24 protein-coding genes are annotated in these 25,822 nt (G+C 45.3%); 2 read left to right on the top strand and 22 right to left on the bottom strand.

Features of this window, described 5'->3' with window-relative positions; all coding sequences use genetic code 11:
- Positions 1 to 21 precede the first annotated feature (21 nt).
- Positions 22 to 2,187, bottom strand: coding sequence for a glycosyltransferase (locus tag PEH01S_RS10845; RefSeq protein ID WP_246062879.1), 2,166 nt, complete (start codon positions 2,185 to 2,187; stop codon positions 22 to 24).
- 157 nt (positions 2,188 to 2,344) lie between these two features.
- On the opposite strand from PEH01S_RS10845, the gene PEH01S_RS10850 reads away from it, so the two are divergent.
- Positions 2,345 to 4,294: a glycosyltransferase gene (locus PEH01S_RS10850; protein WP_127485370.1), complete on the top strand. Its 1,950-nt coding sequence runs from the start codon at positions 2,345 to 2,347 to the stop codon at positions 4,292 to 4,294.
- A 20-nt stretch (positions 4,295 to 4,314) separates the two neighbouring features.
- A complete protein-coding gene (locus tag PEH01S_RS10855) occupies positions 4,315 to 6,246 on the top strand; it encodes a glycosyltransferase (RefSeq protein WP_127485372.1) in 1,932 nt (643 codons plus the stop codon).
- A 32-nt stretch (positions 6,247 to 6,278) separates the two neighbouring features.
- Here PEH01S_RS10855 and PEH01S_RS10860 read toward each other — a convergent pair whose 3' ends face one another.
- The 21 genes from PEH01S_RS10860 to metK all read right to left on the bottom strand — a co-directional run bounded on the left by PEH01S_RS10860 (position 6,279) and on the right by metK (position 25,744).
- On the bottom strand, positions 6,279 to 6,641 hold the full coding sequence (locus tag PEH01S_RS10860; protein WP_025847756.1) for a hypothetical protein: 363 nt from the start codon (positions 6,639 to 6,641) through the stop codon (positions 6,279 to 6,281).
- The gene (gene fliS, locus PEH01S_RS10865) at positions 6,641 to 7,033 is read right to left on the bottom strand and encodes a flagellar export chaperone FliS (protein ID WP_025847754.1); all 393 of its coding nucleotides are present in this window, start codon (positions 7,031 to 7,033) and stop codon (positions 6,641 to 6,643) included. The genes PEH01S_RS10860 and fliS overlap by 1 nt, the downstream gene beginning before the upstream one ends.
- 5 nt (positions 7,034 to 7,038) lie before the next feature.
- Entirely contained in the window at positions 7,039 to 7,437 is a 399-nt protein-coding gene (locus PEH01S_RS10870; protein ID WP_246062880.1) for a flagellar protein FlaG, read from the bottom strand.
- Positions 7,438 to 7,467: 30 nt separating this feature from the next.
- Complete coding sequence (gene fliD / locus PEH01S_RS10875) at positions 7,468 to 9,249, bottom strand: flagellar filament capping protein FliD (protein WP_127485374.1); 1,782 nt, start codon at positions 9,247 to 9,249, stop codon at positions 7,468 to 7,470.
- Positions 9,250 to 9,319: 70 nt separating this feature from the next.
- Positions 9,320 to 10,369 (bottom strand): glycosyltransferase, encoded by a 1,050-nt coding sequence (locus tag PEH01S_RS10880; protein WP_127485376.1) that lies wholly within the window; start codon positions 10,367 to 10,369, stop codon positions 9,320 to 9,322.
- Between the two features lie 76 nt (positions 10,370 to 10,445).
- The gene (locus PEH01S_RS10885; protein WP_127485378.1) at positions 10,446 to 11,258 is read right to left on the bottom strand and encodes a flagellin N-terminal helical domain-containing protein; all 813 of its coding nucleotides are present in this window, start codon (positions 11,256 to 11,258) and stop codon (positions 10,446 to 10,448) included.
- 110 nt (positions 11,259 to 11,368) lie between these two features.
- Complete coding sequence (csrA, locus tag PEH01S_RS10890) at positions 11,369 to 11,605, bottom strand: carbon storage regulator CsrA (protein ID WP_025847747.1); 237 nt, start codon at positions 11,603 to 11,605, stop codon at positions 11,369 to 11,371.
- Positions 11,606 to 11,622: 17 nt separating this feature from the next.
- Positions 11,623 to 12,030, bottom strand: a complete 408-nt coding sequence (fliW, locus tag PEH01S_RS10895; protein WP_127485380.1) for a flagellar assembly protein FliW — start codon at positions 12,028 to 12,030, stop codon at positions 11,623 to 11,625.
- Positions 12,031 to 12,088: 58 nt separating this feature from the next.
- A complete protein-coding gene (locus PEH01S_RS10900) occupies positions 12,089 to 12,658 on the bottom strand; it encodes a DUF6470 family protein (RefSeq protein WP_127485382.1) in 570 nt (189 codons plus the stop codon).
- 24 nt (positions 12,659 to 12,682) lie between these two features.
- Positions 12,683 to 13,570 (bottom strand): flagellar hook-associated protein FlgL, encoded by an 888-nt coding sequence (gene flgL, locus PEH01S_RS10905; RefSeq protein ID WP_025847744.1) that lies wholly within the window; start codon positions 13,568 to 13,570, stop codon positions 12,683 to 12,685.
- Between the two features lie 27 nt (positions 13,571 to 13,597).
- Positions 13,598 to 15,157, bottom strand: a complete 1,560-nt coding sequence (gene flgK / locus PEH01S_RS10910; protein ID WP_127485384.1) for a flagellar hook-associated protein FlgK — start codon at positions 15,155 to 15,157, stop codon at positions 13,598 to 13,600.
- A gap of 18 nt (positions 15,158 to 15,175) precedes the next feature.
- Positions 15,176 to 15,679: a flagellar protein FlgN gene (locus PEH01S_RS10915; RefSeq protein ID WP_025847741.1), complete on the bottom strand. Its 504-nt coding sequence runs from the start codon at positions 15,677 to 15,679 to the stop codon at positions 15,176 to 15,178.
- Between the two features lie 19 nt (positions 15,680 to 15,698).
- A complete protein-coding gene (gene flgM / locus PEH01S_RS10920; RefSeq protein WP_127485422.1) occupies positions 15,699 to 15,962 on the bottom strand; it encodes a flagellar biosynthesis anti-sigma factor FlgM in 264 nt (87 codons plus the stop codon).
- A 92-nt stretch (positions 15,963 to 16,054) separates the two neighbouring features.
- A complete protein-coding gene (locus tag PEH01S_RS10925; RefSeq protein WP_025847737.1) occupies positions 16,055 to 16,480 on the bottom strand; it encodes a flagellar protein in 426 nt (141 codons plus the stop codon).
- Positions 16,481 to 16,589: 109 nt separating this feature from the next.
- A complete protein-coding gene (locus PEH01S_RS10930) occupies positions 16,590 to 17,369 on the bottom strand; it encodes a ComF family protein (RefSeq protein WP_127485386.1) in 780 nt (259 codons plus the stop codon).
- Positions 17,370 to 17,386: 17 nt separating this feature from the next.
- Positions 17,387 to 19,249 (bottom strand): DEAD/DEAH box helicase, encoded by a 1,863-nt coding sequence (locus PEH01S_RS10935; protein WP_127485388.1) that lies wholly within the window; start codon positions 19,247 to 19,249, stop codon positions 17,387 to 17,389.
- A gap of 35 nt (positions 19,250 to 19,284) precedes the next feature.
- Complete coding sequence (locus tag PEH01S_RS10940; protein ID WP_025847732.1) at positions 19,285 to 19,683, bottom strand: hypothetical protein; 399 nt, start codon at positions 19,681 to 19,683, stop codon at positions 19,285 to 19,287.
- Between the two features lie 87 nt (positions 19,684 to 19,770).
- The gene (locus PEH01S_RS10945) at positions 19,771 to 20,496 is read right to left on the bottom strand and encodes a response regulator (protein ID WP_025847730.1); all 726 of its coding nucleotides are present in this window, start codon (positions 20,494 to 20,496) and stop codon (positions 19,771 to 19,773) included.
- A 5-nt stretch (positions 20,497 to 20,501) separates the two neighbouring features.
- Complete coding sequence (locus PEH01S_RS10950) at positions 20,502 to 21,656, bottom strand: sensor histidine kinase (RefSeq protein WP_127485390.1); 1,155 nt, start codon at positions 21,654 to 21,656, stop codon at positions 20,502 to 20,504.
- 88 nt (positions 21,657 to 21,744) lie between these two features.
- A complete protein-coding gene (locus PEH01S_RS10955; RefSeq protein WP_025847726.1) occupies positions 21,745 to 24,363 on the bottom strand; it encodes a stalk domain-containing protein in 2,619 nt (872 codons plus the stop codon).
- A 175-nt stretch (positions 24,364 to 24,538) separates the two neighbouring features.
- Positions 24,539 to 25,744, bottom strand: coding sequence for a methionine adenosyltransferase (metK, locus tag PEH01S_RS10960; protein ID WP_127485392.1), 1,206 nt, complete (start codon positions 25,742 to 25,744; stop codon positions 24,539 to 24,541).
- Between the last annotated feature and the right edge of the window lie 78 nt (positions 25,745 to 25,822).

Below are 25,822 nucleotides of genomic sequence, written 5' to 3' on the forward strand. Positions count from 1 at the left end.
TTATTAGTTACTGTTTTTATTCTATAAATCCAATGATTGATTCATTTTAACGAGATGGTTAACTATTATTAAATCAGATAAACCTAATTTTTGTTTAAGATCATCTATTTCATTATTTTTAATAAACACACGATCAAGATATAATCTTGCACTATCAAATTCTCCGAACTTGTACAAGATAAATGATAGATGAAACAACGCATCTTGATTATCCGAGTCAAACTCTAACGCTTTTTCAAAGAATGGAAAAACCATATCCTGTAGTTCGTGCTCATAACAAGACACCGCTAACTGTGTTAGTAATTGTGATTTTTCCACCATATCGTTCTCAACTATTTGAGATATTTCTTCGATGGTTACTTCTCCATTGCCTAACATTCGAAGCAGTTCTGCCAAACTAGCCTCTCCCTCGACATCGTTCTCCAGTCTGCGAAGTAAAAACTTTAATTTATGCTTCTCGTAAGATTTAGCATAGAGACCCGCTTCAATTTGCTTCACCCAATACTCTAGCTTATCATCTCTGTTTGAAATTAAGCTCAGCCAATCTAAGGCCAGTTGGTCATGACCCTGCGTATACATCGCCAAGCCCAAATTAAACAAAGTAGGATCGTGGCCGGCATCCAACTCGAAAGCTCTGCTTAAAAAAGGCAGCGCAAGATCGGGTTTCCGATGCTCGATAAACTGCACCGCAATATAGTTCAGCAATTCAACCTCCTGCGCATGCCCCGCATCTTCAATAACGTTTAAAATCGCTTCGGCATCTATTTTTGCAAGTTTATTTACACTGGATTGAACCTCGTTTTGAAGCAAAAGATTGTTGATTAGCGACTTTACACTTTGGTTTTTATTGCTTTTACGGGCCTTGACCAAATAATTATGAATTTCATACGGCTGTGTAGAGTTCAACCCCGCCATTTCGGCTAATCGCTGGAGAAACTCTCGGTCTTGTGGGAAAACGTCTTCTACCAGACCGGTAATCTCTAACTCCAATAAATCCGCGGCTTTGAACGTTACTTCAATGTCTGACAATTTCCAATTCTGTAGTTCAGAAGGAGCAATCGACCCTGTGATCATTTTTTTTATGTTCCGATAATGAAGCAAGTTAGGAGCCATTACGATTAGCTGCCCGTTATCATTCAACAGCTTTTGCAGGAGTTTAATGTTCTCCACGCTTTTCTCATTCAGGCCCCAGAGATTTCCGGTAATAATGATATCGAAAAAACCTTCCTTATGCAGATCCAAAACTTCATCCAGAGACAGATAAATATGAGATGTTACCTTACCCGCTACTTTGGCCGCAAAGGTATTTGGTTCAACCCCATACACTTCGGCGCGTGGAAATTGATTTTTGATATAAAGAAGTGTTCCTCCACAACCGCTTCCGATCTCAAGAATATGGATTGAATCGTTAGGCGCCGCCTCAATTTGCTTAACAAGTCCGTTATAAATTATGGCTCTCTCGGGGTCAAACCCCCATTTTTCCAAAAACTTGTCCTGATTCGTACGAAGCAGCTTATTATATGCTTCTGCGTCTTTTCGAAATGAGACGCTCCCGAAATGATGAATAAACGTATCCTTACATAAATAAAGCTTGTAACCTGCCAGCTTGATTCGAAGTGACAGGTCATCATCTTCATAGTTTCCAGGTGTAAATCGTTCATCCAGCAAACCTACCTCATCCAGCACCTGCTTCTTCATTAACATACAATATCCCACGAGCTTCAGGCGCTCTTCCCAGAGCTCAGGATTGGAGCTTTGGTTAAACTGTGCCGCAAATTGATACATTTCTTCGATGGATTGGTAAGGAACTTGAATACTTTGCCCGTACGAGCAGCTATTCGTCACCGAACCTACCGCCCCGACCTCTTCACTGCTATACAGACAAGTCAACAAATTGGTTAACCAGTTTTCGGTCACAATCGTGTCATTGTTCAACAATAAAATATTATCACCGGTCGAAATTTCAATCCCTTGATTGCATGCTTTTGGAAAGCCCAAATTTTCTTCGTTGAAAATCGCTTTAATGTCTGATTGGACACTGAGCCATGCTACGGTGTCGTCTGTCGAATGATTATCGACTACAATAATTTCGTAATCATGCTGAGACGTAAATTTACGGATGCTTTCGATACACAATTGCGTATATTCCAATTTATTATAAGTTGCTATAACGATGCTGGTTTTCACGTTGTTTCCTCCGCTTTCGTCACGTGGAATCTGGTATACTATATATATCGACAAATTTAGATAAAAAGTGATACCTAATTGCTTTACAATTTCTGTGATCCTGTCGATAAAACCTATATATCGTTCTACTTTAGAGCTCCGTCTATCGGGAGGCATTATGGAAAAGCTTATCACCTTATGCATGATCGTAAAAAACGAGGAGGCCGTCCTTTCTCGTTGTTTAGAAAGCGTGAAGAATATCGTAGACGAAATCGTCATTGTCGATACGGGATCGACCGATCATACCAAAACCATTGCTCGGCAATATACGGATCTTATTTTCGATTTCTCGTGGAGCAACGATTTTTCGGCCGCCAAGAATGAAGCAATCTCAAAAGCAACCGCTCCATGGATTCTTGTCCTGGATGCCGATGAATACTTGCAGCATGAGGATCTGGATATTCGAAGTTTCCTAAAAGAGTTGGATCCTCAAAAGCCTTTGGGAGTTATTTCTTCTATCATTAACTATGTGGGTCATCCGAACTCCGGAAAAATGGTTGAGTCTTCCGCAGCTCGTATTTTCCCTAGAAATGCCGATATCGTTTTTGTACGCCCTATTCATGAACAATTAAGCTACCGACATGGGGAGCTTACTTACATTAACGGTCCCCTGGTTATTTACCATACCGGATATACCCAAGATACCGTTCAGCTTAAGAATAAAACCGAACGCAATTTATCCATTTTTCAAGCCATGCAGCACTCCGGAAGCTTAAAGCCGTATGACTATTACACACTTGGCAATGAATATATGATGACAGAACAATATCAGCTGGCCTTAAAGCAATATCAGAAAGCGTTTGTAAAAAAGGAATTCGAAAAATACTGGTTTCCTTATTGTGGGGCCCAAATGATCACCGCATATTTAAAACTCGAACAATATAAAGAAGCCTGCCTTTTAATTGATAGTTGTTTGCAGTATTGGCCCCAGTACTCTGATTTCTACTGGTTCAAAGGGTCTGTTTTATATGACCTGGGTCTGTATGATGCAGCTGTAGCAGAGCTGCAAATGGCTATAACGCGATCTGAAAAGCCAGGTATACAGATTGCCGATCACCAACCGTGGCTCATTAGTCCGAATTACGGAACTTCTCTTCCTTACCAAAGACTGGCTGTCATTCATTTAGAGCATTTGCGTATTCGTGAGGCTGTTTATTGTCTTACGAAACTGCTGTATTCCAATCCGAACAATGAAACGGTATTATTTCGACTCCTTCAGCTCATGAGTCAATCCGAGTCGGCAGATTCGATCATATCATTTCTGGATAAAGTATACGATGCCCCGAAAGAACATCATTTGCTTATGCTGCTTCGGGTAACATTAAACTTAGGAAATCTTCCTTTATATCATTACTATAAAGAAGAATGTTCGAAAAAGAGCATCCCTTTTCCTATTCACTTGCAGCTTCTTCAAGCATTGGTATTGGATAGGCTGGACCTCTTTAGCAGCTTAATTGAAAGCTGTAGTCTTATGCCTGATGATCTCGAGCTAATGACAACAATCTCTTCTGCAAGTATCGTGTGGAAGGAGCGTAGATTTGCGGCATTAATCTCGAAAAGTAACGAGGCCAGCGCGTTAAAGTTCATCCTTGATTATTATTGGGGAATCTCGCCAGATAATGCGTTATCGCAAAAAGATATTGCCGTATTAACCAAGCTTCTTACTCAACTATTCCAACTTGGCTTTTTCGATACTTACGATCGCCTTATGGAGAGGTTTAATGCGTATGCTGACGAGTTGGCGAATGAACTCGGTCATTACTTTTATTCAATACAACAAATTGAGCTTGCTATCGATTACTATTCAATTTTAATCAACAAAAACAAGCTTTCAGGAAAAGGGTACGAGAACTTAGCTAAGCTTTATATTCTTCAAGGCGAATACGAAGAAGCTTTTTACTTCATTAAACAGGCTCTTCAATTGATAGCCGTTCCTCCATCCCTCTACATCACATTTTTGCAACATTGCCAAGTTCAAAAATTGAATAACCAAATTCGAGAATTGCTGCAAATGAAGCATTCCGATCTTTTAGATATTCCTTTGTTAAAACCATATTTAATAAACTAAGACAGCATAGGAGAATCGGCATGAACAAATTGCTATCCTTATGTATGATTGTAAAAGACGAAGAAAAGACCCTACGGAGATGCTTAGAAAGCGTTAAGGGCCTGGTGGATGAAATCATAGTGGTTGATACAGGCTCTACAGATAAAACGGTAGAGATTGCTTCCGAATTTACCGATCATGTCTACCTGTTTCAGTGGATCAACGATTTTGCCGCGGCAAAGAACGAAGCGATAAGCAAATCCACTGCGAAATGGATTTTGGTACTGGATGCGGATGAGTATGTCCAGCCTGATGAACACCAACATCTTCGGGAACATTTGCAAAATCTTGATCATATGGCGCCACAAGGGATCGTTTTGCCGATTTTCAATTTTCTGGGCCATGTAAAAGATCGGAGATTTCTGGAATCCACAGCCGTTCGTTTGTTTACGAACCATCCGGATGTTTATTTCTTCAGACCTATTCATGAACAAATTACCTACCGACATGGCGAAATTCATTTAACCAACTACCACTTTAAAATATTTCACACCGGTTATACGGACGAAACAAGAAGCAGAAAAGATAAATCGACCCGAAATTTATCTATTTTTGAATCTCTAAGCAACAAAACCGACTATGACTTCTTTACACTTGGAAATGAATATATGATTCTCAATGATTATAAAAAAGCGCTCTACTATTACGAGCGGGCTTATAAAAAAGCGAAGAAGAATGAAGTCTGGTATCTTCACTGCGTTAACTCCATGATTAACGCTTACTTTTATTTAGACAAATATAAGGAAGCCAGTGAATTGATCGAAGAATCCATTCAAAATTGGCCCCACTTTTCAGATTATTACTGCTACAGAGGCCTGGTTTACTCTCATTTTGGTCTATATAATCACGCGATTAAATCATTTAACCAAGCGATAGAAATTGGAGAAAAACCCGCCAGCAAAAACCAACGTTTTTGGCTCATTAGCCCTATATACGGAAGCTCACTTCCTTATTCCAAACTTTCGAATATTTATAGTTTGTTGCATGACATGCCTAATGCTGTCTACTGTTTAACCAAATTGATGCAGCTTATGCCTGATGATCGCTTGGTGCTATATCAGTTGCTTATGATCTTAGTCTCAACGGAATCTACTTCTTCCATCGTTGATTTTCTTAAAAAAATATACCCTGAGATGACCGCTGCCAATGCCTTGCTTTTATTCCAAATGGGGTTGCTGGTTGGCAAAAAAGAAATCACTGATCATTACTATAAGGAATGTATACAATTTGGCATAGAAATCTCGTCCTTTAATCTTGTTCAATATGCATTGATCATAAATAATCAGAGTCTTTTCGATCAACATATAGCAAAAATTGGCCACTCAGACGAGCATGAAGAAACGGATCTTTCTAAAACTTTATTTTTGGCTGCCTGCCTTTGGAAGGATTTAAGCTATCTCAACCGTGTTTCGTCTAACAAGGAAATGAGTCTGACGAAAACTACGATAGAACATATCCTCTCCGGATCCTTAACAAAGGACGATGATATTGATTTATTAATAATTATCAAACTCCTTATCGACTTGTTTAAAATGGGGCATTTTGAAGTATATGATTGGCTTATTAAGCAGTTACCTTCTCATCAAGATTCGATAGCTAATTTACTTGGAGATTACTTCTATACGCAAAATCAAATCGAACTAGCCTTTGACTATTATTCGATGCTGCTGCAAAAAAATATGCTTCAAGCTACAGGCTACGAAAATATAGCGCGACTGTACCTTCAGCAAGGAGAAGTAATAGAAGGGCTAGAATTTTTAAGAACCGCTCTTACGTTGAATCCTAACAATATCGTATCTTATACTTTATTTTTACAGCATTGTTCTGATGCTCAAGAAAAAGCAAAATACAAAGAATTAATGTATAACCAATTTCCTCAATACAGAGGGCTTCCATTTATAAAATCACTCTAAAAAAAAAGGATCAGACCAATGAAGGTCTGATCCTATTTTTTATTATCTATGAAGTAACCTTCTGCCTGCGAATAAGCTTGCTGGTATCTGTTTTTCATCAAGGTTCCGGCCTGCAGCTTATTTATCTCGGCCTTGATCATATTTTGCTCTGATTGAAGTCTTTTCTGTATGGATTGCTCCAATTCCAAGCACTCCGTAATTATTGCCTTTGCTGAGGTATCCGTTGTTGGCACACCAAATCCAAGTTGATCCAACTGTTCTCTGATCTCTTCTTGACTTGCTTGCAAAATCGTTAATTGCTCCAAGCTCTCCTCTTGATCAAAAGCAAGCAAAGAGATTTGTTTAGTAATGTCCAGTAATTGCTCCAAAAGCCGCTTTTCATGCACCGAAACCATTACGACTGTACCTTCGCAGGAGACTTCAAAGATTTCATGGCTTTAACCCAAGTATCTCGGAGGTCTGTCATCAACTCGATGCTTACTTGAAGAGCCTCTACATTGAGTTTAACATTAGCCTCGAATAATTTATCTTTCATAAAAACGTATAATGCATCCAGATTCTTAGATATCTCATATTTTTTATCCAATGTTGCAATCAACTCGTCTATAATTCTGATTGCTTTTTTGATATTCATATTTTTTGCTTCGTAATCACTTTTTTGGATCCCGTCCAATGCTTGCTTCATGAATTTGATACAACCATTATAGAGCATTAAGGTTAATTCCCACGGGGCCGCTGTCGTCACCTGCATTCGCAGATAAGTTTCTTGTCCTTGCTGTTGGATCATTCGTGTTACCTCTTTTCGTCTATAATTATGCCGCAGATATCCTGAAGTTTTGCAACGAGATCCAATAGTTTTTCAGGCGGGATTTCCCGAATAATTTCATTTGTTTCTTGATTAAGCACTTTTACCATAATTTCGCCTGTTTTTTGGTGAACCCGATATTCAAATCTTTTTTCGACGCCTTGAAGAGCTTTATTGGCTTTTTGAATCGCTTTGACTACGGCTTCCTCAGAAATGGACAACTCAAACTTCTCTTTCTTCAACAGCTCTGTTGCACTAGGAGAGGTATTGGGTACGTACCCAACACTTCCATAACTATCTATCTGAACCGTTGAATCTGTCCCGTTTTTTACTGATCCTGTCATACCCGTCATGTTAGTCGAGGAAGGCATTGAATTCATTTCCATTAAATTCACCTCACCTTTACAAACAAGAAGTTACATTCTTTGGGCTAACCATGAGCTTTGAGCATTACTTTTCTGAATCGCTTTTTCCATTTGTGCAAACATGACATAATAATTGTTTTCTTTTTTCTTCATTTTTGCTTCGAGATCCGCGATTTTGCGCTCAAACGTCTTCATAGAGGAGCCCAATGTTGTGTTAATATCATTTTCAACAGTTCCCGGTTTGCCTGCTTTTTCGGATAACTCATTGATGGATGAACCGATTTGGTCAAACATGCGCTGAGCAATACCTTTTTGCTTGTATTTGGCCTCCTCAGATAAACCCGAGTCTGCCGGAAAATTAGTAAACATAGCAATTACTGAATCCGGATCACTAGCCAAAGCTTGCTTAAGCTTGGTTTCATCGATCGTTAACTTTGCCGCATCTTCCGGTTTATTGATGTTGTACGGCATCGTCGTAATACCAATTTTATAAAGCGCATTATAATCTTGCGTTACCCCTTCAACGGTTTCGCTTGTCATTCTTCTTAAGGAGCTCAACGTTTTGGAAACGATGCTATCTCTTCGAATCAGGCCGCTCTTGGCTTTTTCTTCCCAAAGCTTGATGTCGGCCTCTTTCATATCCTTTTTCTCATCGTCGCTCAAAGGATCGTAGCCGCGATATTTGTCTTCATTCAAGCGTTTGCCCATTAACTCGACAGTTTCGTTGTACTTGGTGACAAAATTGACGATTTTGTTGAAGAGAGCCTCCGTATCTTTAGTCACCGAAACGTTAACGACCGTTGCAGGAGGCGTGGTTTGATTTAAGGTGTAGGTAATGCCACTTTTGGTAAAGGTATTGGATTGTTCGTAATACTGCACACCGTCGATTTGAACACTTGCATCTTGCCCATAGACCGGGCTGCTGTCAACGAATTTTAACCCGGCTAAAATGGAACTATCGGTGCCAGTTAAGTCTACCTTCGCCGTACTCCCCGTACCTTTGGATGTAAAAATAACTTTATCGCTTGCTACATCGTAACTCATCGTTACACCGGCAGCGGACGTGTTCACTTTAGTCATGATATTAGATAATGAATCTCCCGGTCCGATAGCCACCGTTTTCCCATTAATGACCATGTTTCCGGAGAATCCTATCGGAGCAGCGCTATCCAGTCTATTGGATCTTTGAGTTCCGGCTGCAAATCCAAGAGCTGTTAACCCATTGTTGCCAGCCACATCTGATAATGTGACTTGTCCTGTACTATTGAATTTAAGCTGGTCGTTACTTGCTCCTGTTAAACTAACCGATACGGCAGCGCCAAAAGCGGCAGAGAGCTGTGTGTTAATCTCATCTCTTAGAGTAGCAGGAGTATAGGAGGCATTAGGGGTTAGCGTGATCGTCTTCCTAATACCATTAACGGTAATATCAAACTTGTTATTGCTGGAATCGATCGAGGTCGTTCCGGGCAAGCTGCTTCCCGCAAGATCATTCGTTATTGCCGAGCTGCTCGATTTACTCGCTCCGCTTGCCAATCTATCAACAGTAATCGTATGATTCATAATATTGGAACTTCCATCCGACGATACGGTTACTGCGGCATTCGTGGATGCTGCTTTAGTCGCCTTCCAATCGCCGCTTAATTTCATATCATCGACAACCGATTTAAAACTGGACAGCTTCGTATTAATTTCCCGATACAACCCCATCGTCCAAGATGTCTGGGTTTTCTTTTTAGTCATTTTGGTTAATGGCATCCGTTCCGCCTTCATCAGGTCGCTTACCATTTTGTCGATATCAAGTCCCGAGCTCATACCGGTAATTCTCATAGGCATAAAAACGCCCCCTTTTCCATAGTGGTCTTTACTTCATTTATCGTAATTTTCGCAATAAAATTAAAGGGTTTTATAAAAATTTTAGTCTTTCCATAGCAGGCTTGTATCCTTCAGAGGCTGAAGTTAAATAGTATTCTCTGGCTTTAGTTACATTACCGAGAATTTCGTAGTACACTCCTAGATTATAAGCGGCTTTGTAAGTGCCAACACCGGCAACGGAAGTATATTTGGTGCTCTCTCCAATGGCTAAAGCTTTTTGAAATGCCGGGGCAATTCGTTGGATATTTCCCGTGTCCATTGCGAGTAAGCCTTGCAAAAAGGGAAGGTCCGGAAAATCAGGATAGTCGTTTTCAAAATTAATAAGCAATTGCTCCGCCTCTGAACTTCTCCCGGTCTCTTTTAATGCATATCCCAACATAACCAAAGCTACAGGAAAATACAGCCGCTCCGCTTCCCCGATGTTTAAAGACTGCACTAAATATCGGATAGCTTGGAAATAATCGTTTTGCGAAAAGTAGATCTTGCCCATTTGATAGAGCATATAACCGTCGGTCGGATTCTCTTCCAGGTGCTTTTTATATAAAGGCAGATACCTGCTCATTTTATTCTTCTGATCGTAATGGTCTTGCTCATAACCATAGTGGGTAACGGTCAAATTCATTGGTTTAAACTCGGCCGGGGCATCTTTATAATAAATTTGCTCATGAACAATTCCATGAAACAAGTACATTCCGTCGTTAGGGTAGAATCGTACCATTCGATGGGTTTTGATCTCATCCTCTATCTGGTTCTTTATAACAATGGAAGCACACGTTTTCGGGTAGTGCATAATAAATTGAGTTATAATCTCATCGGTATTTGCAGGGAGTGTTTCATCTGCATCAAGTACAAGAATATAGTCTCCTGTAGCGAAGGAACTACAAAAATTTCTTGCATCGGAAAAACTATCATTCCATGTGTAGTCTTTTACTAGTGCTCCGCTGGATTGGGCAATTTGAACAGTCAAATCTGTGGATCCTGTGTCCAGCACAATGACCTCATAATCAGGAGGGATGCTGGCCAAAGCGTTTTTAATGCAATCCTGTTCATTTTTCACAATCATACAAACGCTTACTTTCATTTAGCAGCCTCCTGTTTTTATTAATACAAAGAGCCCATTAATCCATAATGGGCTCTTTGTATTAAAGCTAAGCAGATTAACGAAGCAATTGCAGTACGCCTTGAGGCGCTTGGTTTGCTTGAGCCAACATCGAGTTGGAAGCTTGTTGCAGGATGTTGAGCTTCGTGTAGTTCATCATTTCTTTTGCCATATCGGTATCGCGGATACGGGATTCTGCAGCTTGCAGGTTCTCGGTAGTTGTTCCCAAGTTGTTGTAAGTGTGCTCCAATTGGTTTTGAACAGCACCAAATGCGGAACGAGCTTTGTTGATTTTCAGAACGTCGTTGTCGATATTTGCCAACGCCGTGCTTGCTCCACCTTGAGTTGCAAGGCTTTGACCATTGATCGAAAGGTTGGTAACCTTAATGTTTTGGAGAGAAACAGTGATTGTATCTCCGCCATTGTCGCCCATTTGGATAAGAACAGATGCTTGCGAGCCATCCAAAACGCCGATACCATTGAATTTTGTTTTTGTAGCGATGTTGTCGATTGCGGAGCTCAAAGATTTGAACTCTTCGTCGATAGCTGCCAAGTCGGAACCGTTGTATGTACCGTTCGCTGCTTTTACAGCCAGCTCTTTCATACGGGACAGCATATCGGATACTTCGTTCATTGCGCCCTCAGCCGTTTGCACGAGGGAGATACCGTCTTGAGCGTTGGATTGAGCTTGGTTCAACGCTCTGATTTGCGTACGCATTTTTTCCGAGATGGAAAGACCAGCAGCGTCGTCAGCAGCGCGGTTGATGCGGTAGCCGGAAGACAATTTCTCGCTGGATTTACCTTGAGCGATGTTGTTCAAGCTCATGTTGCGGTGCGCGTTCATTGCGTTAAGATTGTGGTTGATAATCATGTGATTGTTCCTCCTTGAATTTTAAATTCATTCACGTCCGTGTGAATATAGGGATTGTTCCCTACAATTAGTTATATCGGCACATAGACTTCAAATGTTAATAGCTTTTTTTAACTTTTTTCTGCCGACTTCATCATCTTCTTTAACTTGCCTAGGTCTAGTTTTACCGATAAAGCTTCCTGATTGCTTTGCTGAATCGCTTCAATTAATTCTTTTCGGTATATTTTAATATCGCTGGGGGCCTTAATACCTATTTTTACTTGATCCCCTTCAATAGCTGAGATTACAATTTCAATATTGTCATGAATCATGATCGACTGCCCTTTTTTTCGGGATAAGACCAACAAAGCGGCTCACCGCCTTTCTATTTATTCGTCTTGTCGAATAGAGGAGTTTTAATGTCATAGTCATATTGGGGCGGGAGTACGATTTGCCGCCCGCTTAAGTTTTTAATATTAATGATGATTGGTGCCATTAAGTTCATGGTCGAGGCTTCAAACGGCTCTCTGACGGTAACGATACAAAGAACCAACGCTTCTTCTTCCGACGACAGCGCAAGCTGATCGATATCGTCCTGTGTTAACTCGAAAGTATAATCTTGAAAATGCACGAACGGCATGCCTACCACAAATCCAATATTTTCATCATCCAAGCTTTGAAAATAAGCGAACTCTGTCCCTTCGATATACTGCAGCTCATATTGATTATAGTTCTTGAAACCTAAAATACTGCCGTTCAGATTGAATGCCTTTCCATTCAGTTGTTCCAGCATAGGAATGCTCCTTTCAAATATGCAAAGGCTATAGCATTAGCTATAGCCTTTAATTGTTCTACTTATACCAGTCGTACTCGCTTACCGTTATTTTGATAGATTGCATTTGCCTCATATAAATATCAACCTTGCCCGGGGTATAGGTGAACTCGGGCTTCGACACGGTATAATTGATTTCCGGTTTATTCGCTTGAATGTTGATTTGCGGAGTATTCATCGTGTAACTTATTTTAACGTTCATAAAAGACGCCGGTCCTACATATTGAATCTCAGGCTTATCCTGCAAGGCTCCTTTGGAGATATCGGCAAAAGCATTGGACGGATTTGTAATTTGCGCCATTCGCTTGCCTTCTTCGACTTTTTTGGCCAATCCTTGCAGAAATACGGAGTCCATTTGGCTATAAATCATATTCAGCCAAGCCTGATGGCCCCCTTTGGCATAGGCCTGCCAAGCCTGTGACGAATCGATTTGCAGCTCGCCCTGTGGACTATGAAACTCAAGTGTGGCCGGCTTCTGTTCTATCGTTTGCTGACCTGGAGAGTTGCGTTCGATTTCCTGCTTCGCATTGTTCGTCTCCATGCCGATTTGGCCCAATGTTTGTTCAATGGATAATCGAAGTAATCTCACCTAATCCCTCCTAGGACAAGGCATTTATCTCAAGTAATCAAGCAAGCTGGGCTGAATGATCTTTGCACCGGAAGATAAAGAGGCCTGATACACATTCTCATCCCGCTGCATTCGAATCATCGTTTCCGCCATGTCGGCGTCTTCCGTTTTGGAGCTCATGCTCGTCAGATTCATCTCGAGGTCCTTCAAACGATTGTCCATAAGATCAATCCGATTCGCTCGAGCACCCACTTCAGATCTAACTTGGGAGAACTTATCTTGTCGCACCTTTAACTTTTCCATGAAGTCGCGGGCCGTAGCCTGATCTCCATTCACAAAAGCATTTTGGATACCCTTCAGCACAGTAAATAAATTATCGTTTTCCGTACCTTCTCCAAACACTTCATTGCCGGTAATATTAATCGGAATCACTACACCTGCGGAGAACTCATATTTAATTTCCGCCGTATCGGTCGATTCGGTACCGGTCGTATAAGGCTTTTTGTCCGTGAATTGCCCGTTAAAAATGTACTTCCCATTCATTTGGGAATTCCCCAAAGTTATAGCTTCATCGAACAAGGAACCGATCTCTTTGGCTATCGCGTTTAAAGCATCTTGAGGGTTCGTCCCGCTAACCCCTTTTACCGTCAATTCGCTTGCCCTTTGGATAATGTCATTAATTTGACCAAGAACCGTATCTGTATAGTCGACCGAGGATTTAGCAAAATCAATGTTTTTTTGATATTGTTCGTTAATGGAAAGCTCGCTTCTGTAACGCAATGCATAAGTAATACCTACAGGGTCGTCCGAAGGCTTGTTCAATTTTCTGGCCGTGGAAAGTTCATTTTCCGTATGACTCATTCTTTTCACATTGTTGGACAGGTTACGAAGAAGCTGGGACTGCATCATCCCTTGGGTAACTCTTAATGGCATTGAAAACACCTCCTACTTGTCAAAAGGTTATCTACCTACAACACCCATACTGTTTATGACTTTATCCAGCATTTCGTCGAACGTTGTCATTGCTCTGGAAGCTGCACCATAGGCATGCTGGAATTTAATCATATTGGACATTTCCTCATCGATAGATACGCCGCTAACCGATTGTCTTCGACTGTCTACTTGATCCACCAGCGCTTTTTGGTTTTCCAACTGTCTCGTCGCTTCTTTGGACTGAACGCCAAGCTGTCCGACCGTCGACCTGAAATAATCGTCTACCGTTCCTTCAGCTACTATAGCTCCGCCGCTTGCAAAAGTAAATTTCGTATCTTTCAGCTGAGAGATCAGCAGGGCTAATCCGTTATTTCCTTTAACCACTTTTTCCGAGCCACCCGATAATGCAGTGCGCATCGATGTGGCAATTTTATCCGGGTTGGCTGCAAGAACCGGATTCAGTTGAAAGCTCTCCGCCGTTATAGCAGTAAAGCCGCTTTTTGCCGTAAAGAAATCGCCGCCCGCCTGAATCGGATCAGACAAGTTGTACCCGAGTTTGTGGAGACCGTTCAATCCGTTGACTTTAACCGTCAAATCATCGGTAAGCGTACGGCTTGCCCCCGTATACTTGATATTGTTCAGAACCGTCCCTTCCGGCAATACGGAACCTTTAGGAATGGTTATCGTCACTTCGCCGTTAGCTATTGTGTTAGCCAACGTATCTAACTGCCTTTGATAATCTGATACATATCGCTCGCGGGAGAGAAGCATCCCGTGAACCTCGCCGCTATTAAGAATACCGGAATTATAGGCATCCGTTAACGCCGCCGCAGAAGTAGGAACTGCCGTTTGACCGTTCACCAAGTTTATCGTACCCATGTTAATATTATAACCTTGGTCGGTATCTTGAACGGTAATGTTTACGATTTGTGATAGCTGATCAACCAATAAATCTCTTTGGTCACGCAAATCGTTGGCATCGTCCCCCAATCCCTCGATCCTGAAAATCTCTGCGTTCAGATTCGCGATACCTATAGTAATCGAGTTCATTTGAGTGGCCTTTACGTCCACATTATTGGTTAAGTCTGTGGAAAGATCTCTGAGCTGCTTGCTCGTATAGTTGAATGCATCCGCCAATGCCATTGCATTCTCGCGTACAATCTTGCGTCCGGTTACATTTTCAGGGTCTTTGCTTAAGTCGGACCATGATTTCCAAAAGTTATCAATCACCGTACGAATACCGGTACTGCTTGGCTCATTCATAATAGCTTCCAACTTCTCTAAAGTATCCGCTTGAACGGTCCAAGAGCCCAGCCCTTTGCTTTCGTTTCGAAATTGATCATCCAGAAACCTTTCCCTTACTCTTGTAATGGATGTGAATTCCACACCTGTGCCCAGCTGACCCGGCACGGCGGAATGCGACATGCCTACCGCTTCGATCGGTCGGGATGCGACCATATTCACAACTTGCCGGGAATACCCCGCCGTATTGGCATTCGCGATATTGTGAGCCGTCGTTTGCAACGCCGCTTGTTGTGTAAACAAGCTCCGTTTGGCTGTTTCTATTCCATGGAAAGTTGACCTCATAACGTCACTCCTCTTTTCCTATGCTCTCGTATCAAACATGGTATTCCGACGAAGGTGATGGTCTTGTTGTTGAGTCGGTTTGGAATAAAACATATCATTGTCCGGAGGAGCTGAAATAACATCTATCGAATAATTAATAAACGCGAGCGACTGCTCGATCATCTGTTGATTTAGCTCATTGTACTCCCGCAGCTTGCGGATGGTAGCCAGCAATTGCTTCTGGGAATCGACCAAGGTTCGCTTCTCCTCGGCATTAAAAATAATTTTGGTCAAATCGCTGACCGTCACCCGCGGATTCGGTTTGTATCCTTTTTCGATTAAAAAATTGCCGATCGCATCCACCCGCTGCTGGTCCAATTCCCCGATTCGCTTGAGCAGCTTGTTTTCTTTCGTTACAATTTGCGTCAACTGCTCCACTTGATTGTGGATAAGCGCATGCTTTTTCTGCTCCGCCAGCTCCAACAAGGTGAGATGTACATCGTTCAGTTCGGACATGGTCTGCAACACGGCTTCAAAAGACATGGCTCTCCACCTTCAAAAATTATTTCAAAAACGGGAAAATTTTCTCTGCCAGCTTGCGTGCATCGACAACGTACGTCCCGGCTCTCACGGACTGCTTGAGCTCTTCCAACTTTTCGCGGTTCGCTCCTGCGGCTTCCGTACCTAGAAGTTCCTTAGCTTCGCTGGATATCTCAACTTGGTCTTTTTGCTTTTGCTTTTTCCCTGTGGCAAATGCCTGCTGCGCTTCCTGATTCTTCTTATATTGATTCACGGCACCTACCTGATTCGTTCCATTAATTTTCATCAAACTCACCTCGATTAACTACATAATAAACCCACCGATTCAGCGTTATTACTTTTATCGGTGGGCGGTTTTTAAAAGTTTAGATGTATTCGTTATTTTGTTCGATCCTGCAAGCGGTCTTTGATAAGAAAAGAAGCATGCTTCTCTTGTTCGGCAAGCTGCTTTTTGCGCTGTTCGTCTTCGGCCAGGTTCCGCGCTTCCTTCGTCAACCGTGACCGGCATGCTTCGCACATGTTGTGCTCGCGAATCTGCGCTCCGCAAACGTCGCATTCGTAAGTCATGTTCGGATTATTTTTAATCGAAATGCGCCCTTCGCGGATAAATTTCACGATTTGTTTGACCGGCACTTCGGTCGCATCGCTTAATTCCTGTATTGAGCAAGCGCGGTTCTCGCGCAAATAGTTAAGGCACGTCTCGTACTGCTTCTCCATTTCCCGAATGCAGTTCGGACACAGGCCGTAATTGTTTTTCATGTAGATTTTTCCGCAGCGGTCGCAGTTTGCTACATTCAGACTCATGTTAATTCTACCCCTCTCAAGAGCAAGCCCTATTACTCCTAGTTTAGCGGAAATGGTCGAAGTTTGCACTTCATTTTTTGTCGAAAATAGGACGTTTGCCGCAAACAAACTATCTGGCCCAACTAATGCCGCACACTTCCACAGGAAGGGTCGTTTTTATTGCTTTTGAGCATTCGTTTAGCGTGCTTCCGGTCGTGTACACGTCGTCGATCAAATAAACCCGTACCCGCCCATGCCTGCATGCTGCCGCCACATGCGAAGCAGCTCCCGGGTTCATTGCAAAAACCCCTTGGAGATCGTCCAAACGTTCCATTCTTCCTTTAAAGCTTTGTTTGTCCGTATGCCTCGTTCTCAGCAGCAGCGGAAGAACAGGCAAACCTGTCAGCCTTCCCAACTCGGAGGCCAGCTGTTCCGCTTGGTTGAAACCGCGTTCGGCATATCGCTGCTCACTCAAGGGCACGTAAGAGATGAGCTCGGAGACTGCCTTCCCGAAATCCACACCGCCGGACGGACCTTGCCGGTGCAGATGATAAGCGTGCAGCAGCATCGGGCCTAGTACGCTGCGAAGCGACTCTTGGCCCCGGTACTTATACAGTCCTAGCCATTCCTTCATTCGTTCGTTATAACGAACAGCGCTGCGGTTCTGGTCGTAGTACGTATCGGTTCGCCGGGTGCAGTCGGGACAAGCCTCGTAACGGCCGCACTTGGTACAGCGGACTTCGTGGATCCACGGGATCGCTTCCCAGCAGCGCCGACAAACCGGCAGCTTGCGAGTACCGTCGTTCGCCGCTCCACAGGCGACGCAAGGCTCCATTTTGGAGGCCAGCAGCGATTCTGCCCCACTCAGGAGCCGACGCATCCACCTTCCGGCTTGTTCGGTCCAACTCATGGTTTGCGCCCCTTTTCTCAGTCGATATATCCCTTTTTCCGTGCGATGATGTTCATTTCGGCAATCTGTCGCTTGGCCTGTGCCTGCGAGCGTGTTTTTTCTTTGGCCGCAAAATACACTCGCCCCCGCGGATCTTGAGAAGATCTTCCGGCACGTCCCGCCATTTGCACAAGCGCCGCCGAATCGAACACCGGAGAATCGGCATCAAGAATAAATACATCCGACTTCGGAATCGTTACTCCACGTTCCAAGATCGTCGTGGTGACCAGCATCCGAATTGAGCTTGCGCGAAAATCGGTGACCTTTTGCGAGCGGTCGGCGTCTTTGGAAGAAGTACCCTGAACGTTGACGGAAGGAAACGATTGGCGAAGCAAAGCTACGAACGGCTCGACCATTGCGATTTTCGGGACGAAGACGAATACTTGCGCCCCCCTCTCCAACGAGGAGGCCAAGTGCCCCTTAAGCTTGCCGTTCAGCCCATTCTGGGCCAGCATTTGCCGCAAAGGCGGGCACGAGAGAAGCGATGGCTCGGGCAGCGGGTGACGATGGTACCTTGCCGCTACTCGCGCATGCGGCAGCCGATTGCGCTTTACAGCCCGCTGCAGCTCCTCCGGCGGCGTCGCCGAGAGCAAAATGTACGCTCCGTCCGAAGCGCATACCTGCTCGGCGGCATAGAGCAGCATCGGATTGTTATGGTACGGATAAGCGTCGATTTCATCTACGATGACCAGATCAAACGCTTGCCGGAACCGCATCAACTGATGCGTCGTCGCCAAGGTTAACTCGCCTTGCTCCCACCGCTGCTCGCTTCCGCCATATAACGTGACAACCTTTGTATGCGGAAAAGCTTTCTCCAGCCTTGGCTTCAGCTCCAAGACAACATCACGGCGCGGAGTAGCAATGGCAACCTTGCCTCCCTTGGCTAACGTGTATTGAACCATTGGAAAAATCATCTCCGTCTTCCCAGCTCCCGTTACGGCCCAAATTAGGAACCGCGGCGCAGTGGAGCCCTGTACTTGTTCCCTTGAAAGGGACTTATTTGCTTTCAAAAACTGCAACGCCGAACCCGACGCTTCCGCCTGCACGTTGCTAAGCCCCCACGCTTGCAAGTAAACTTCCATATCTTCATCCGCCAAAGGGACATTGTTCGTATTCGGATTGCTGTTCACCCGAATGATCGGGGTACAGTACCGCGATCTTCCCATAGTCAAACAAGCTTCGCAGTACGCGCACGGTCCGCCGCAATCCGCACAATGCGTCCAGCGAACCGGCGATGCCTCGACGCCCGTCCGTCCTCCGAACATTCCTTGGCTTCCGCAGCGCTTGCACTTCCCTTTCAATGCTTGGGGCAGCAAGGACCACCGGCGGCCTTCGCTTCGATCTAACTCTACCCCGGCTTCCAACTCAATCCTGCCCTGAATCCAAGCGAGCTGTAAAAAGTATGCCGGCGATTCGGCAACAGCTTGACTCCCTTCATGCTGCATCAAGCCCATAAACTCTTCCATAAGCAGGTAGCGGCCTTTCAAGGATAGGCACATGGCATTCACCGTCATATTCGCGAAGTGTCTCGCTGCATTCGAGAGCCCCTCCGCCGTTCCGGGCCACTCCCAGAGCTTCCACGCTGCTACGGACTCCGGATGAAGGCCAATCTCACGGGCAACCGTTCGCAAGCTTTGCAGCAGTTCTGGCGAAGAAGGAGCGCCTTCCATCTTGCGCTTGATTTCGCAGGCTTGTCCGAACGATAAGGCGGGTTCCAGCACACGCAGCTTGAAGCGGCCGCCGGCTTGATCCGTCCAATAATCGCGGTCGGCCCGCAAATCCAAGGAAACGTGCCAGGAACAACCGTCTGCCGTCATTGCGGCATATACGAAAGCTTTCATGAATCACCTGGTTTGAATTATTTTTTATGATATGATTACATGTATTTGAAAGCGGTTTCTAAACCTTCGTTTTGGTTAAGCCGGACCACAACCACCTGTTCATCTGCATGCTTGAGGACCCATTCCTCCAAGTCCCGTTCCGCAATCGTACAGATGCTCAACTGATGCTCCAGACTTAACCTTCGGGCAATCTCAAGCGTATCGTCTGTCGAACCTTCGTCCGCCAGCGTCACCGATATCGACTTGCCCTTCATCCATGAAAAAAAGTACAGCGAGCGAAGATACCACTCCACCTGCAGCTGGTTATTGTAGGTTTGCAGCACGTAATGCGTCGTTCGGGGCTTTCCGTATCGCCTCCACTGCCAATGGAGCCAATGGATGATAGCGACCCCTGCGGCGTAGCAACCGATAATCCAAGCCAAGCCTAACATCATAGCGGCTCCCTCCCTTAACAGCAGTATATGCCGATTGAAGGGAGATGGTTCCTGCCAAGCCTGAAGGAAGGACGCGATTACGAACCCTTACAGCGTTACCCAGCCATTTTTAATCGCGATAATAACCGCCTGCGTTCGGTCGTCAACTTCCATCTTCTGCAAGATGCTGCTGACATGATTTTTAACCGTTTTTTCACTAATATACAGAAACTCGCCGATCATTTTGTTGCTTTTGCCTTCGGCCATTAAGCGAAGCACTTCCGCTTCCCGGCGCGTCAGCGGGCTATTGTCCATATGCACGTACTTCACGCCTGCTTCTTTCGACGTCGTGCCCGAGCCGGCAACGCCCTGCTCATCCAAATACGTCATGCGCCGAAGCTGATTGATCAGCTTCCCGGTTACTTTCGGATGAATGTAGGCATGTCCGGCCACCACGGAACGAATCGCATTGATTAAAGATTCCGCTTCCATGTCTTTCAACAGGTAACCGGAAGCCCCTTTACGGAGCGTCTCAAAGACGTAGCTCTCATCATCATGAATCGATAGAATAATCACTTTAATGTCTGGAAAAATATCCTTTAATTTCTCCGTCGCTACGACACCGTTCTCCACGGGCATGTTAATGTCCATCAAAACGATATCCGGGTTAAGGGTATTGCAGAGCTCCAGTACCTGAATGCCGTCGCCGCATTCGCCGACGACTTCCAGATCGCTCTCCATGTTCAGAATTCGTTTGACCCCCTCGCGAAACAGCTGGTGATCATCTGCTAAAACCAGCTTAATCGGGCGTTTGGCGCTGCCCATAATGTCCATATTGATTACTCCTCCTTGGATTCTGACTTGATCGGGATGACCATGGATAGTTTAGTTCCCGCCCCTGGCGCCGATTCGATGTCCATTCGCCCCTCGAGCAGCTCTACGCGCTCACGCATGCCCATTAAGCCGTAATGACTGCCGCGTGCAATCTTCTTGTCGATATTGTCGGTGATGAAACCAACGCCATTATCGGATACGGTTATTTTAATCATCTGCTGCTGGAACGTAAGCTCCAGTGAGACATGGGAGGCTTCCGCGTGCTTGAGGACGTTAGAGAACGCTTCCTGTACCAAGCGGTATACCGCTACCTCCATACCGGAAGGCAGGCGGACTTCTTTTCCGACCAGCTCGATTCTGGTGCGAATTTTCGTTCTCTCCTCGTAATCCTGCACAAACTTACGCAAGGTGGGGACTAATCCGAGGTCGTCAAGCGCCATGGGACGAAGATTGAAAATGATTTTGCGAACCTCTTCAATCCCGCCCCGGACACCCGTTTTCAAATCATTCAGTTCATCTTTTACGGCATTATAGGCCTGCTTGGCCAACATGCGCTCGGTAATTTCAGTGCGAAGGACCATGTTTGCCATATTTTGCGCAAGGCCGTCGTGAATTTCCCGGGCAATTCTCTTTCGTTCCTCTTCCTGTGCCAAAATGATTTTAAGACCCAGCAGCTGCCGGTTTTTGGCCGATTCCAGAAGACGTGTCACTTGATTGAGATCGCCGGATAAGTACTCGAGCACTACATTGAATTGAGAGACTAAAGACTCTGCCCGTTCCAGCTGTTTGTCGACATTTTTCAACCGCTTCTGCAGGTCGTCCCGTCGTGCTTTCAAGTGCAGCTCTTTTTCCCGGTGAATGGCCAGCTGGGCTTGCAGTTGGGTTGCCGCCTCATATGCCGCCCGAATATCTTCCTCATTGAAGCGCTTGAAATCGCGGCTCACTTCGGTCAAACGAACACGGGAGCGTCGGTACTCCACCTCAAATCGATCCACCGTATCGATCGTTCGGGTCGTTTCCTCAATCACCGACTGCAATTCCTTGTTCAGCGCTTCACGTTCAGCCCGGACGCTCTCACAGATCTCAAAAATTTGGTACTTGCTGTTTTCCATGACATCAATGGCATTTCTGATGACGCGGTCAAAAACGTCGACTTGCATCCGGACAAAGCTCCTTCGCCATTTTTCTCGGACGTACTAGCAATATAGTACCATATTTTCGGAAGATTGTGAGAGCTTATAGTACTAATTATTGCAGGGTGATTTGCTGGGTTTTTCCATCCCAGGTCACTTTCCACCCCAGGTTCTCGGACAAAATACGCAGAGGCACCATCGTCAAATCTTTCATAATGACCGGCGGTACTTCAGCCGTAATCCGCTGCCCGTTCACAATCAGGTCTTTGTTATCGATCCAAAGATCGATCATTTTACCGCCGCGAAGGATCGTTACCTTACGTTCCTTCTCATCCCAGCTCACCTTTCCGCCTAACGCATCGGTCACAAAACGGATCGGAATGAGTGTATTCCCCTCTGTAATGATCGGAGCTTGTTCCAGTGTCATCTCTTTGCCATTAACCTTCACGGCCTTTTTGTTGACTGTGAGCTGAACGGAATTATTCGATGGCTGCTGCACTGCGCCACGGTACGTAAAGGTAATGTCATCGATGCCGATTTTCCCTTTGGCCGCCCGCTCATCCTGGCCGATTTCCTCATTCACAACATAAACGCTCTTGACGCGAATCGGATAGCTCATCTTCAAATCCGTCAGATCGGCAGTAAGCTGTTTCCAGCCCTTCCAGTTAATATTTCGCGCGAAATCGACATAATGAATTTTGCCCGCATTATCAAGCAGCTCCGCACGCAGCCAGTTCAAGCTCTCGTCACCGTTGACCCTCATCTTCATATATTGCGGCTCGCCCTCAATGAGAATACGGGTATCCATCGTGGCATAAGCCCATTTGGTGCCTTTTCCTTGCGTGAAGTCGTAGACCAACTCCAAATATTTGTTGCCGTTCGCGTCAGGAACGGTGTAGACGGAAGAGGCCACTTCTTGCGGCTTCGCCTCCGGCAGCGTCATCACGGACTCTTTATCCAAATCATACCATACCTTGTCAATCCCGACAGGAATGGTCGTCGTCGTACTGAAGCCGTCGTATCGGGCGATGAGCTGCGCACCCGTGCTTCCCGCTAAGCTTGTTACCTTCAGCATGCCATTTGTTACTTCACCTTGAATGCCAAGCACTTCCCATTGAATGAGCTCCGGCGGAATTTCTCTCGTCTTGCCAGACGACGTTGTCGCAACGACCGGCAGCTTGTACGTTTCGCCTTCCGAGAGTGCGAGGTTGTCAGCCGTAATTTTCATGCTGGTCAGCTGGTTCCGTCCCACGACTTCGACATCCGCCGTCGAGGTGCCCTGTCCCGATACCGCTGTTACTTTGCTTATGCCCGGTTGGTTTGGTGTAAATACATTATCCTTAAACGTACCCTTATTGCCCGCTACACTCCACTGTGCCGTAATTTTATCGGTATCGACCACCGGGTTATAGAAAACGTCGTAGGCTTTAAAACGAAGCGGAGCCTGCTCGCCAACAAACAGCACGCTTGGCGCCTGAATAAACAGTTCCTTCACTTCGCCCTGCGGCGCAGTTGAGAATACTCCCACCCCATTTACAACTTTCCGCTGAATTCCGGTTTCAGTCTTATTCACAAGCACCGGCGTCATTTCGCCAAGCGGCCGGGCCACCATCTGTGTGGAGCCGCCTCCGTCAAGGTTAAGCCCTTTCCATACGCCAACTTGAATCATGAACTGCTGCAGCTCTTTCATCGATAAGCCTTTGCTTTCGCCGCTGTAGTCAGCGGTAATGATATAAGCCGTTTTTTGGTCCTTCGAATAGCCAAGCGCCGTCCGCGAACGCGTGCAGCAAAGATCGTCGACCGGCCGCGAAAATTCCGATGGCTTGCCTTCATCCACTAGAATCGTATGACCGCCGATCATCATTTTGAAGGTACTCGCATCATAGTTTTTATTCGGGTCCTGCGGCAGGATTTGATAATCTGCCTTCAGCGGATCGCCTACTTTTACATGGGCACGGACAAAATCGGCTGCCTTTCCCGAAGCACGCAAAATATATCCGTCTTTCGGCGCAATCATATTAATAATGCCGTTGTCTGCAATTTCTTTCACAATACCGTTCTGAACCAAGACTTCCGTAGGAACCGTCACACCGTCATTGGAACGGTCCACTTGTCCCCAAGCGTTCGTATACATGAACAAACCGTCGATATGGCTGTGCTCGCCGCCGGGCTCGAACCAGTAGTATGTCTTGTTAATCCCGCCAAGCGCGTAGCTTTGCCCGTCCTTCGCAATAATAGAGCCTTTAAACGTGAATAGGTCCACAATAGGCTTGTTGTCCTTGTCCAGCGCAAACGAATAAAAACCAGGCAAATACGGCGGCGTTGCCATTAACTGTCCATTGGCAATCTCCGGGCCCATCGGGACACCTTCCGCCTGGGTATTATAAAAGTCGCCGTTCACCCCTGCGACAGCTTTCGTTTCCTTGGCCATGGCTAATACGCTTTGCTTGCGTGTAAACTGATTCTCAGTCCCTGTCATGACATCCAGCTTGACATAGGGGTTCGTCAAATCGACTTCAATTACATTGGCATTGACTTTGACGTCTTTTTTGCTTCTCGTAAACTGCCATACATATTTTTTCAACACCGCACCGGTCGTCAAAATTTCTTGGCTTACCACTGTCGGAGCCGAATCCGCCGCTTCTGCTCTATACGGTACCGACCATGTGGACAGCAGCAACGACACGGCCAAAACGGCACCTGACAACTTCCGCCATTTCTTCTGCACAATCACGTTTCTGTTCTCCTCTCGTTTTCCACTCTCCTTTTATATAGACTCAATGACTATCCAAAAAGTTACGATATTCGCGGGTTATAAAAATCGACAAATATGCAAAAAGACGATCCGCGAAAAGAACGGACCGTCTTGCTTAGACAGATCTGGATCTATATGGTTGCTGAGAGAATCTTTAAGCTTGGGCTTCAGCCTTCAACCGATCTGCTTTATCCGTACGCTCCCAAGGCAAATCGATGTCGGTACGGCCAAAATGACCGTATGCAGCCGTTTGCTTGTAAATCGGACGTCGCAGATCGAGCATCTTAATAATGCCAGCTGGACGCAGGTCGAAGTTTTTACGAACGATTTCGACCAGCTTCTCTTCGCTTACTTTGCCTGTACCAAACGTATCGACAGAAATCGAAACCGGCTTAGCTACGCCGATCGCATAAGCGAGTTGAACTTCGCATTTGTCGGCGAGACCTGCAGCTACGATGTTTTTGGCAACGTAACGCGCAGCATAAGCGCCGGAACGGTCGACTTTCGTCGGGTCCTTACCGGAGAACGCGCCGCCGCCATGGCGAGCATATCCGCCGTACGTATCGACGATGATTTTACGGCCGGTCAATCCTGCGTCACCTTGCGGTCCGCCGATAACGAAACGTCCCGTCGGATTGATAAAGTATTTGGTATTGTCGTCGATCAAAGCTGCCGGAACGATCGGCTTGATAACGTGTTCTTTAATGTCGGCTTGGATCTGCTCCAACGATACTTCTTCGGCATGCTGCGTAGAGACAACGATCGTATCGACGCGAACCGGTTTGGATCCTTCGTACTCTACAGTTACTTGCGTTTTGCCGTCCGGACGGAGGTAGTCAAGCGTACCGTTCTTACGAACTTCCGACAAACGGCGCGCCAGTTGGTGGGACAGCGAAATCGGCAGCGGCATCAGTTCAGGCGTCTCATTAACCGCAAAACCGAACATCATGCCTTGGTCCCCGGCACCGATCGCTTCGATTTCATCGTCCGTCATTTGACCTTCACGGGCTTCAAGCGCTTTGTTAACGCCTTGGGCGATATCAGGCGACTGCTCGTTCAAGGAAACAAGCACGGCGCAAGTTTGGGAATCAAAACCGTATTTCGCACGAGTATAACCGATATCTTTAATGGTTTGACGAGCAATCGATTGAATGTCGACATATTCGGATTGACTTGTAATTTCACCGATGACAAGAACCAGACCGGTAGCTACGGAAACTTCGCAAGCTACGCGTGCATTCGGGTCATTCGTCAAAAATGCGTCAAGGACGGAGTCGGAAATTTGGTCACAAATTTTATCCGGATGTCCCTCAGTTACAGACTCCGAGGTAAACAAACGGCGGCCCACAGAATTGGACATGAAAACAACCTCCTACTGCTTTTATTATGGATAAAGGCTTAAGTCCACATACAAAAAATCAACCTTTTCCGGGTGGAA

Origin of the sequence: Paenibacillus ehimensis NBRC 15659 (assembly GCF_004000785.1) — a bacterium.
In the GTDB taxonomy this organism is placed as follows: Bacteria; Bacillota; Bacilli; order Paenibacillales; family NBRC-103111; genus Paenibacillus_G; species Paenibacillus_G ehimensis.

What these genes read in the sequence shown, in the direction of transcription:
- PEH01S_RS10850 (WP_127485370.1), top strand. Translation starts at nt 2,345, where the DNA reads ATGGAAAAGCTTATCACCTTATGCATGATCGTAAAAAACGAGGAGGCC.
- PEH01S_RS10855 (WP_127485372.1), top strand. Translation starts at nt 4,315, where the DNA reads ATGAACAAATTGCTATCCTTATGTATGATTGTAAAAGACGAAGAAAAG.
- PEH01S_RS10860 (WP_025847756.1), bottom strand. Translation starts at nt 6,641, where the DNA reads ATGGTTTCGGTGCATGAAAAGCGGCTTTTGGAGCAATTACTGGACATT.
- fliS (WP_025847754.1), bottom strand. Translation starts at nt 7,033, where the DNA reads ATGATCCAACAGCAAGGACAAGAAACTTATCTGCGAATGCAGGTGACG.
- PEH01S_RS10870 (WP_246062880.1), bottom strand. Translation starts at nt 7,437, where the DNA reads ATGGAAATGAATTCAATGCCTTCCTCGACTAACATGACGGGTATGACA.
- fliD (WP_127485374.1), bottom strand. Translation starts at nt 9,249, where the DNA reads ATGCCTATGAGAATTACCGGTATGAGCTCGGGACTTGATATCGACAAA.
- PEH01S_RS10880 (WP_127485376.1), bottom strand. Translation starts at nt 10,369, where the DNA reads ATGAAAGTAAGCGTTTGTATGATTGTGAAAAATGAACAGGATTGCATT.
- PEH01S_RS10885 (WP_127485378.1), bottom strand. Translation starts at nt 11,258, where the DNA reads ATGATTATCAACCACAATCTTAACGCAATGAACGCGCACCGCAACATG.
- fliW (WP_127485380.1), bottom strand. Translation starts at nt 12,030, where the DNA reads ATGCTGGAACAACTGAATGGAAAGGCATTCAATCTGAACGGCAGTATT.
- flgL (WP_025847744.1), bottom strand. Translation starts at nt 13,570, where the DNA reads ATGCCATTAAGAGTTACCCAAGGGATGATGCAGTCCCAGCTTCTTCGT.
- flgK (WP_127485384.1), bottom strand. Translation starts at nt 15,157, where the DNA reads ATGAGGTCAACTTTCCATGGAATAGAAACAGCCAAACGGAGCTTGTTT.
- PEH01S_RS10915 (WP_025847741.1), bottom strand. Translation starts at nt 15,679, where the DNA reads ATGTCTTTTGAAGCCGTGTTGCAGACCATGTCCGAACTGAACGATGTA.
- flgM (WP_127485422.1), bottom strand. Translation starts at nt 15,962, where the DNA reads ATGAAAATTAATGGAACGAATCAGGTAGGTGCCGTGAATCAATATAAG.
- PEH01S_RS10925 (WP_025847737.1), bottom strand. Translation starts at nt 16,480, where the DNA reads ATGAGTCTGAATGTAGCAAACTGCGACCGCTGCGGAAAAATCTACATG.
- PEH01S_RS10930 (WP_127485386.1), bottom strand. Translation starts at nt 17,369, where the DNA reads ATGAGTTGGACCGAACAAGCCGGAAGGTGGATGCGTCGGCTCCTGAGT.
- PEH01S_RS10935 (WP_127485388.1), bottom strand. Translation starts at nt 19,249, where the DNA reads ATGAAAGCTTTCGTATATGCCGCAATGACGGCAGACGGTTGTTCCTGG.
- PEH01S_RS10940 (WP_025847732.1), bottom strand. Translation starts at nt 19,683, where the DNA reads ATGATGTTAGGCTTGGCTTGGATTATCGGTTGCTACGCCGCAGGGGTC.
- PEH01S_RS10945 (WP_025847730.1), bottom strand. Translation starts at nt 20,496, where the DNA reads ATGGACATTATGGGCAGCGCCAAACGCCCGATTAAGCTGGTTTTAGCA.
- PEH01S_RS10950 (WP_127485390.1), bottom strand. Translation starts at nt 21,656, where the DNA reads ATGCAAGTCGACGTTTTTGACCGCGTCATCAGAAATGCCATTGATGTC.
- metK (WP_127485392.1), bottom strand. Translation starts at nt 25,744, where the DNA reads ATGTCCAATTCTGTGGGCCGCCGTTTGTTTACCTCGGAGTCTGTAACT.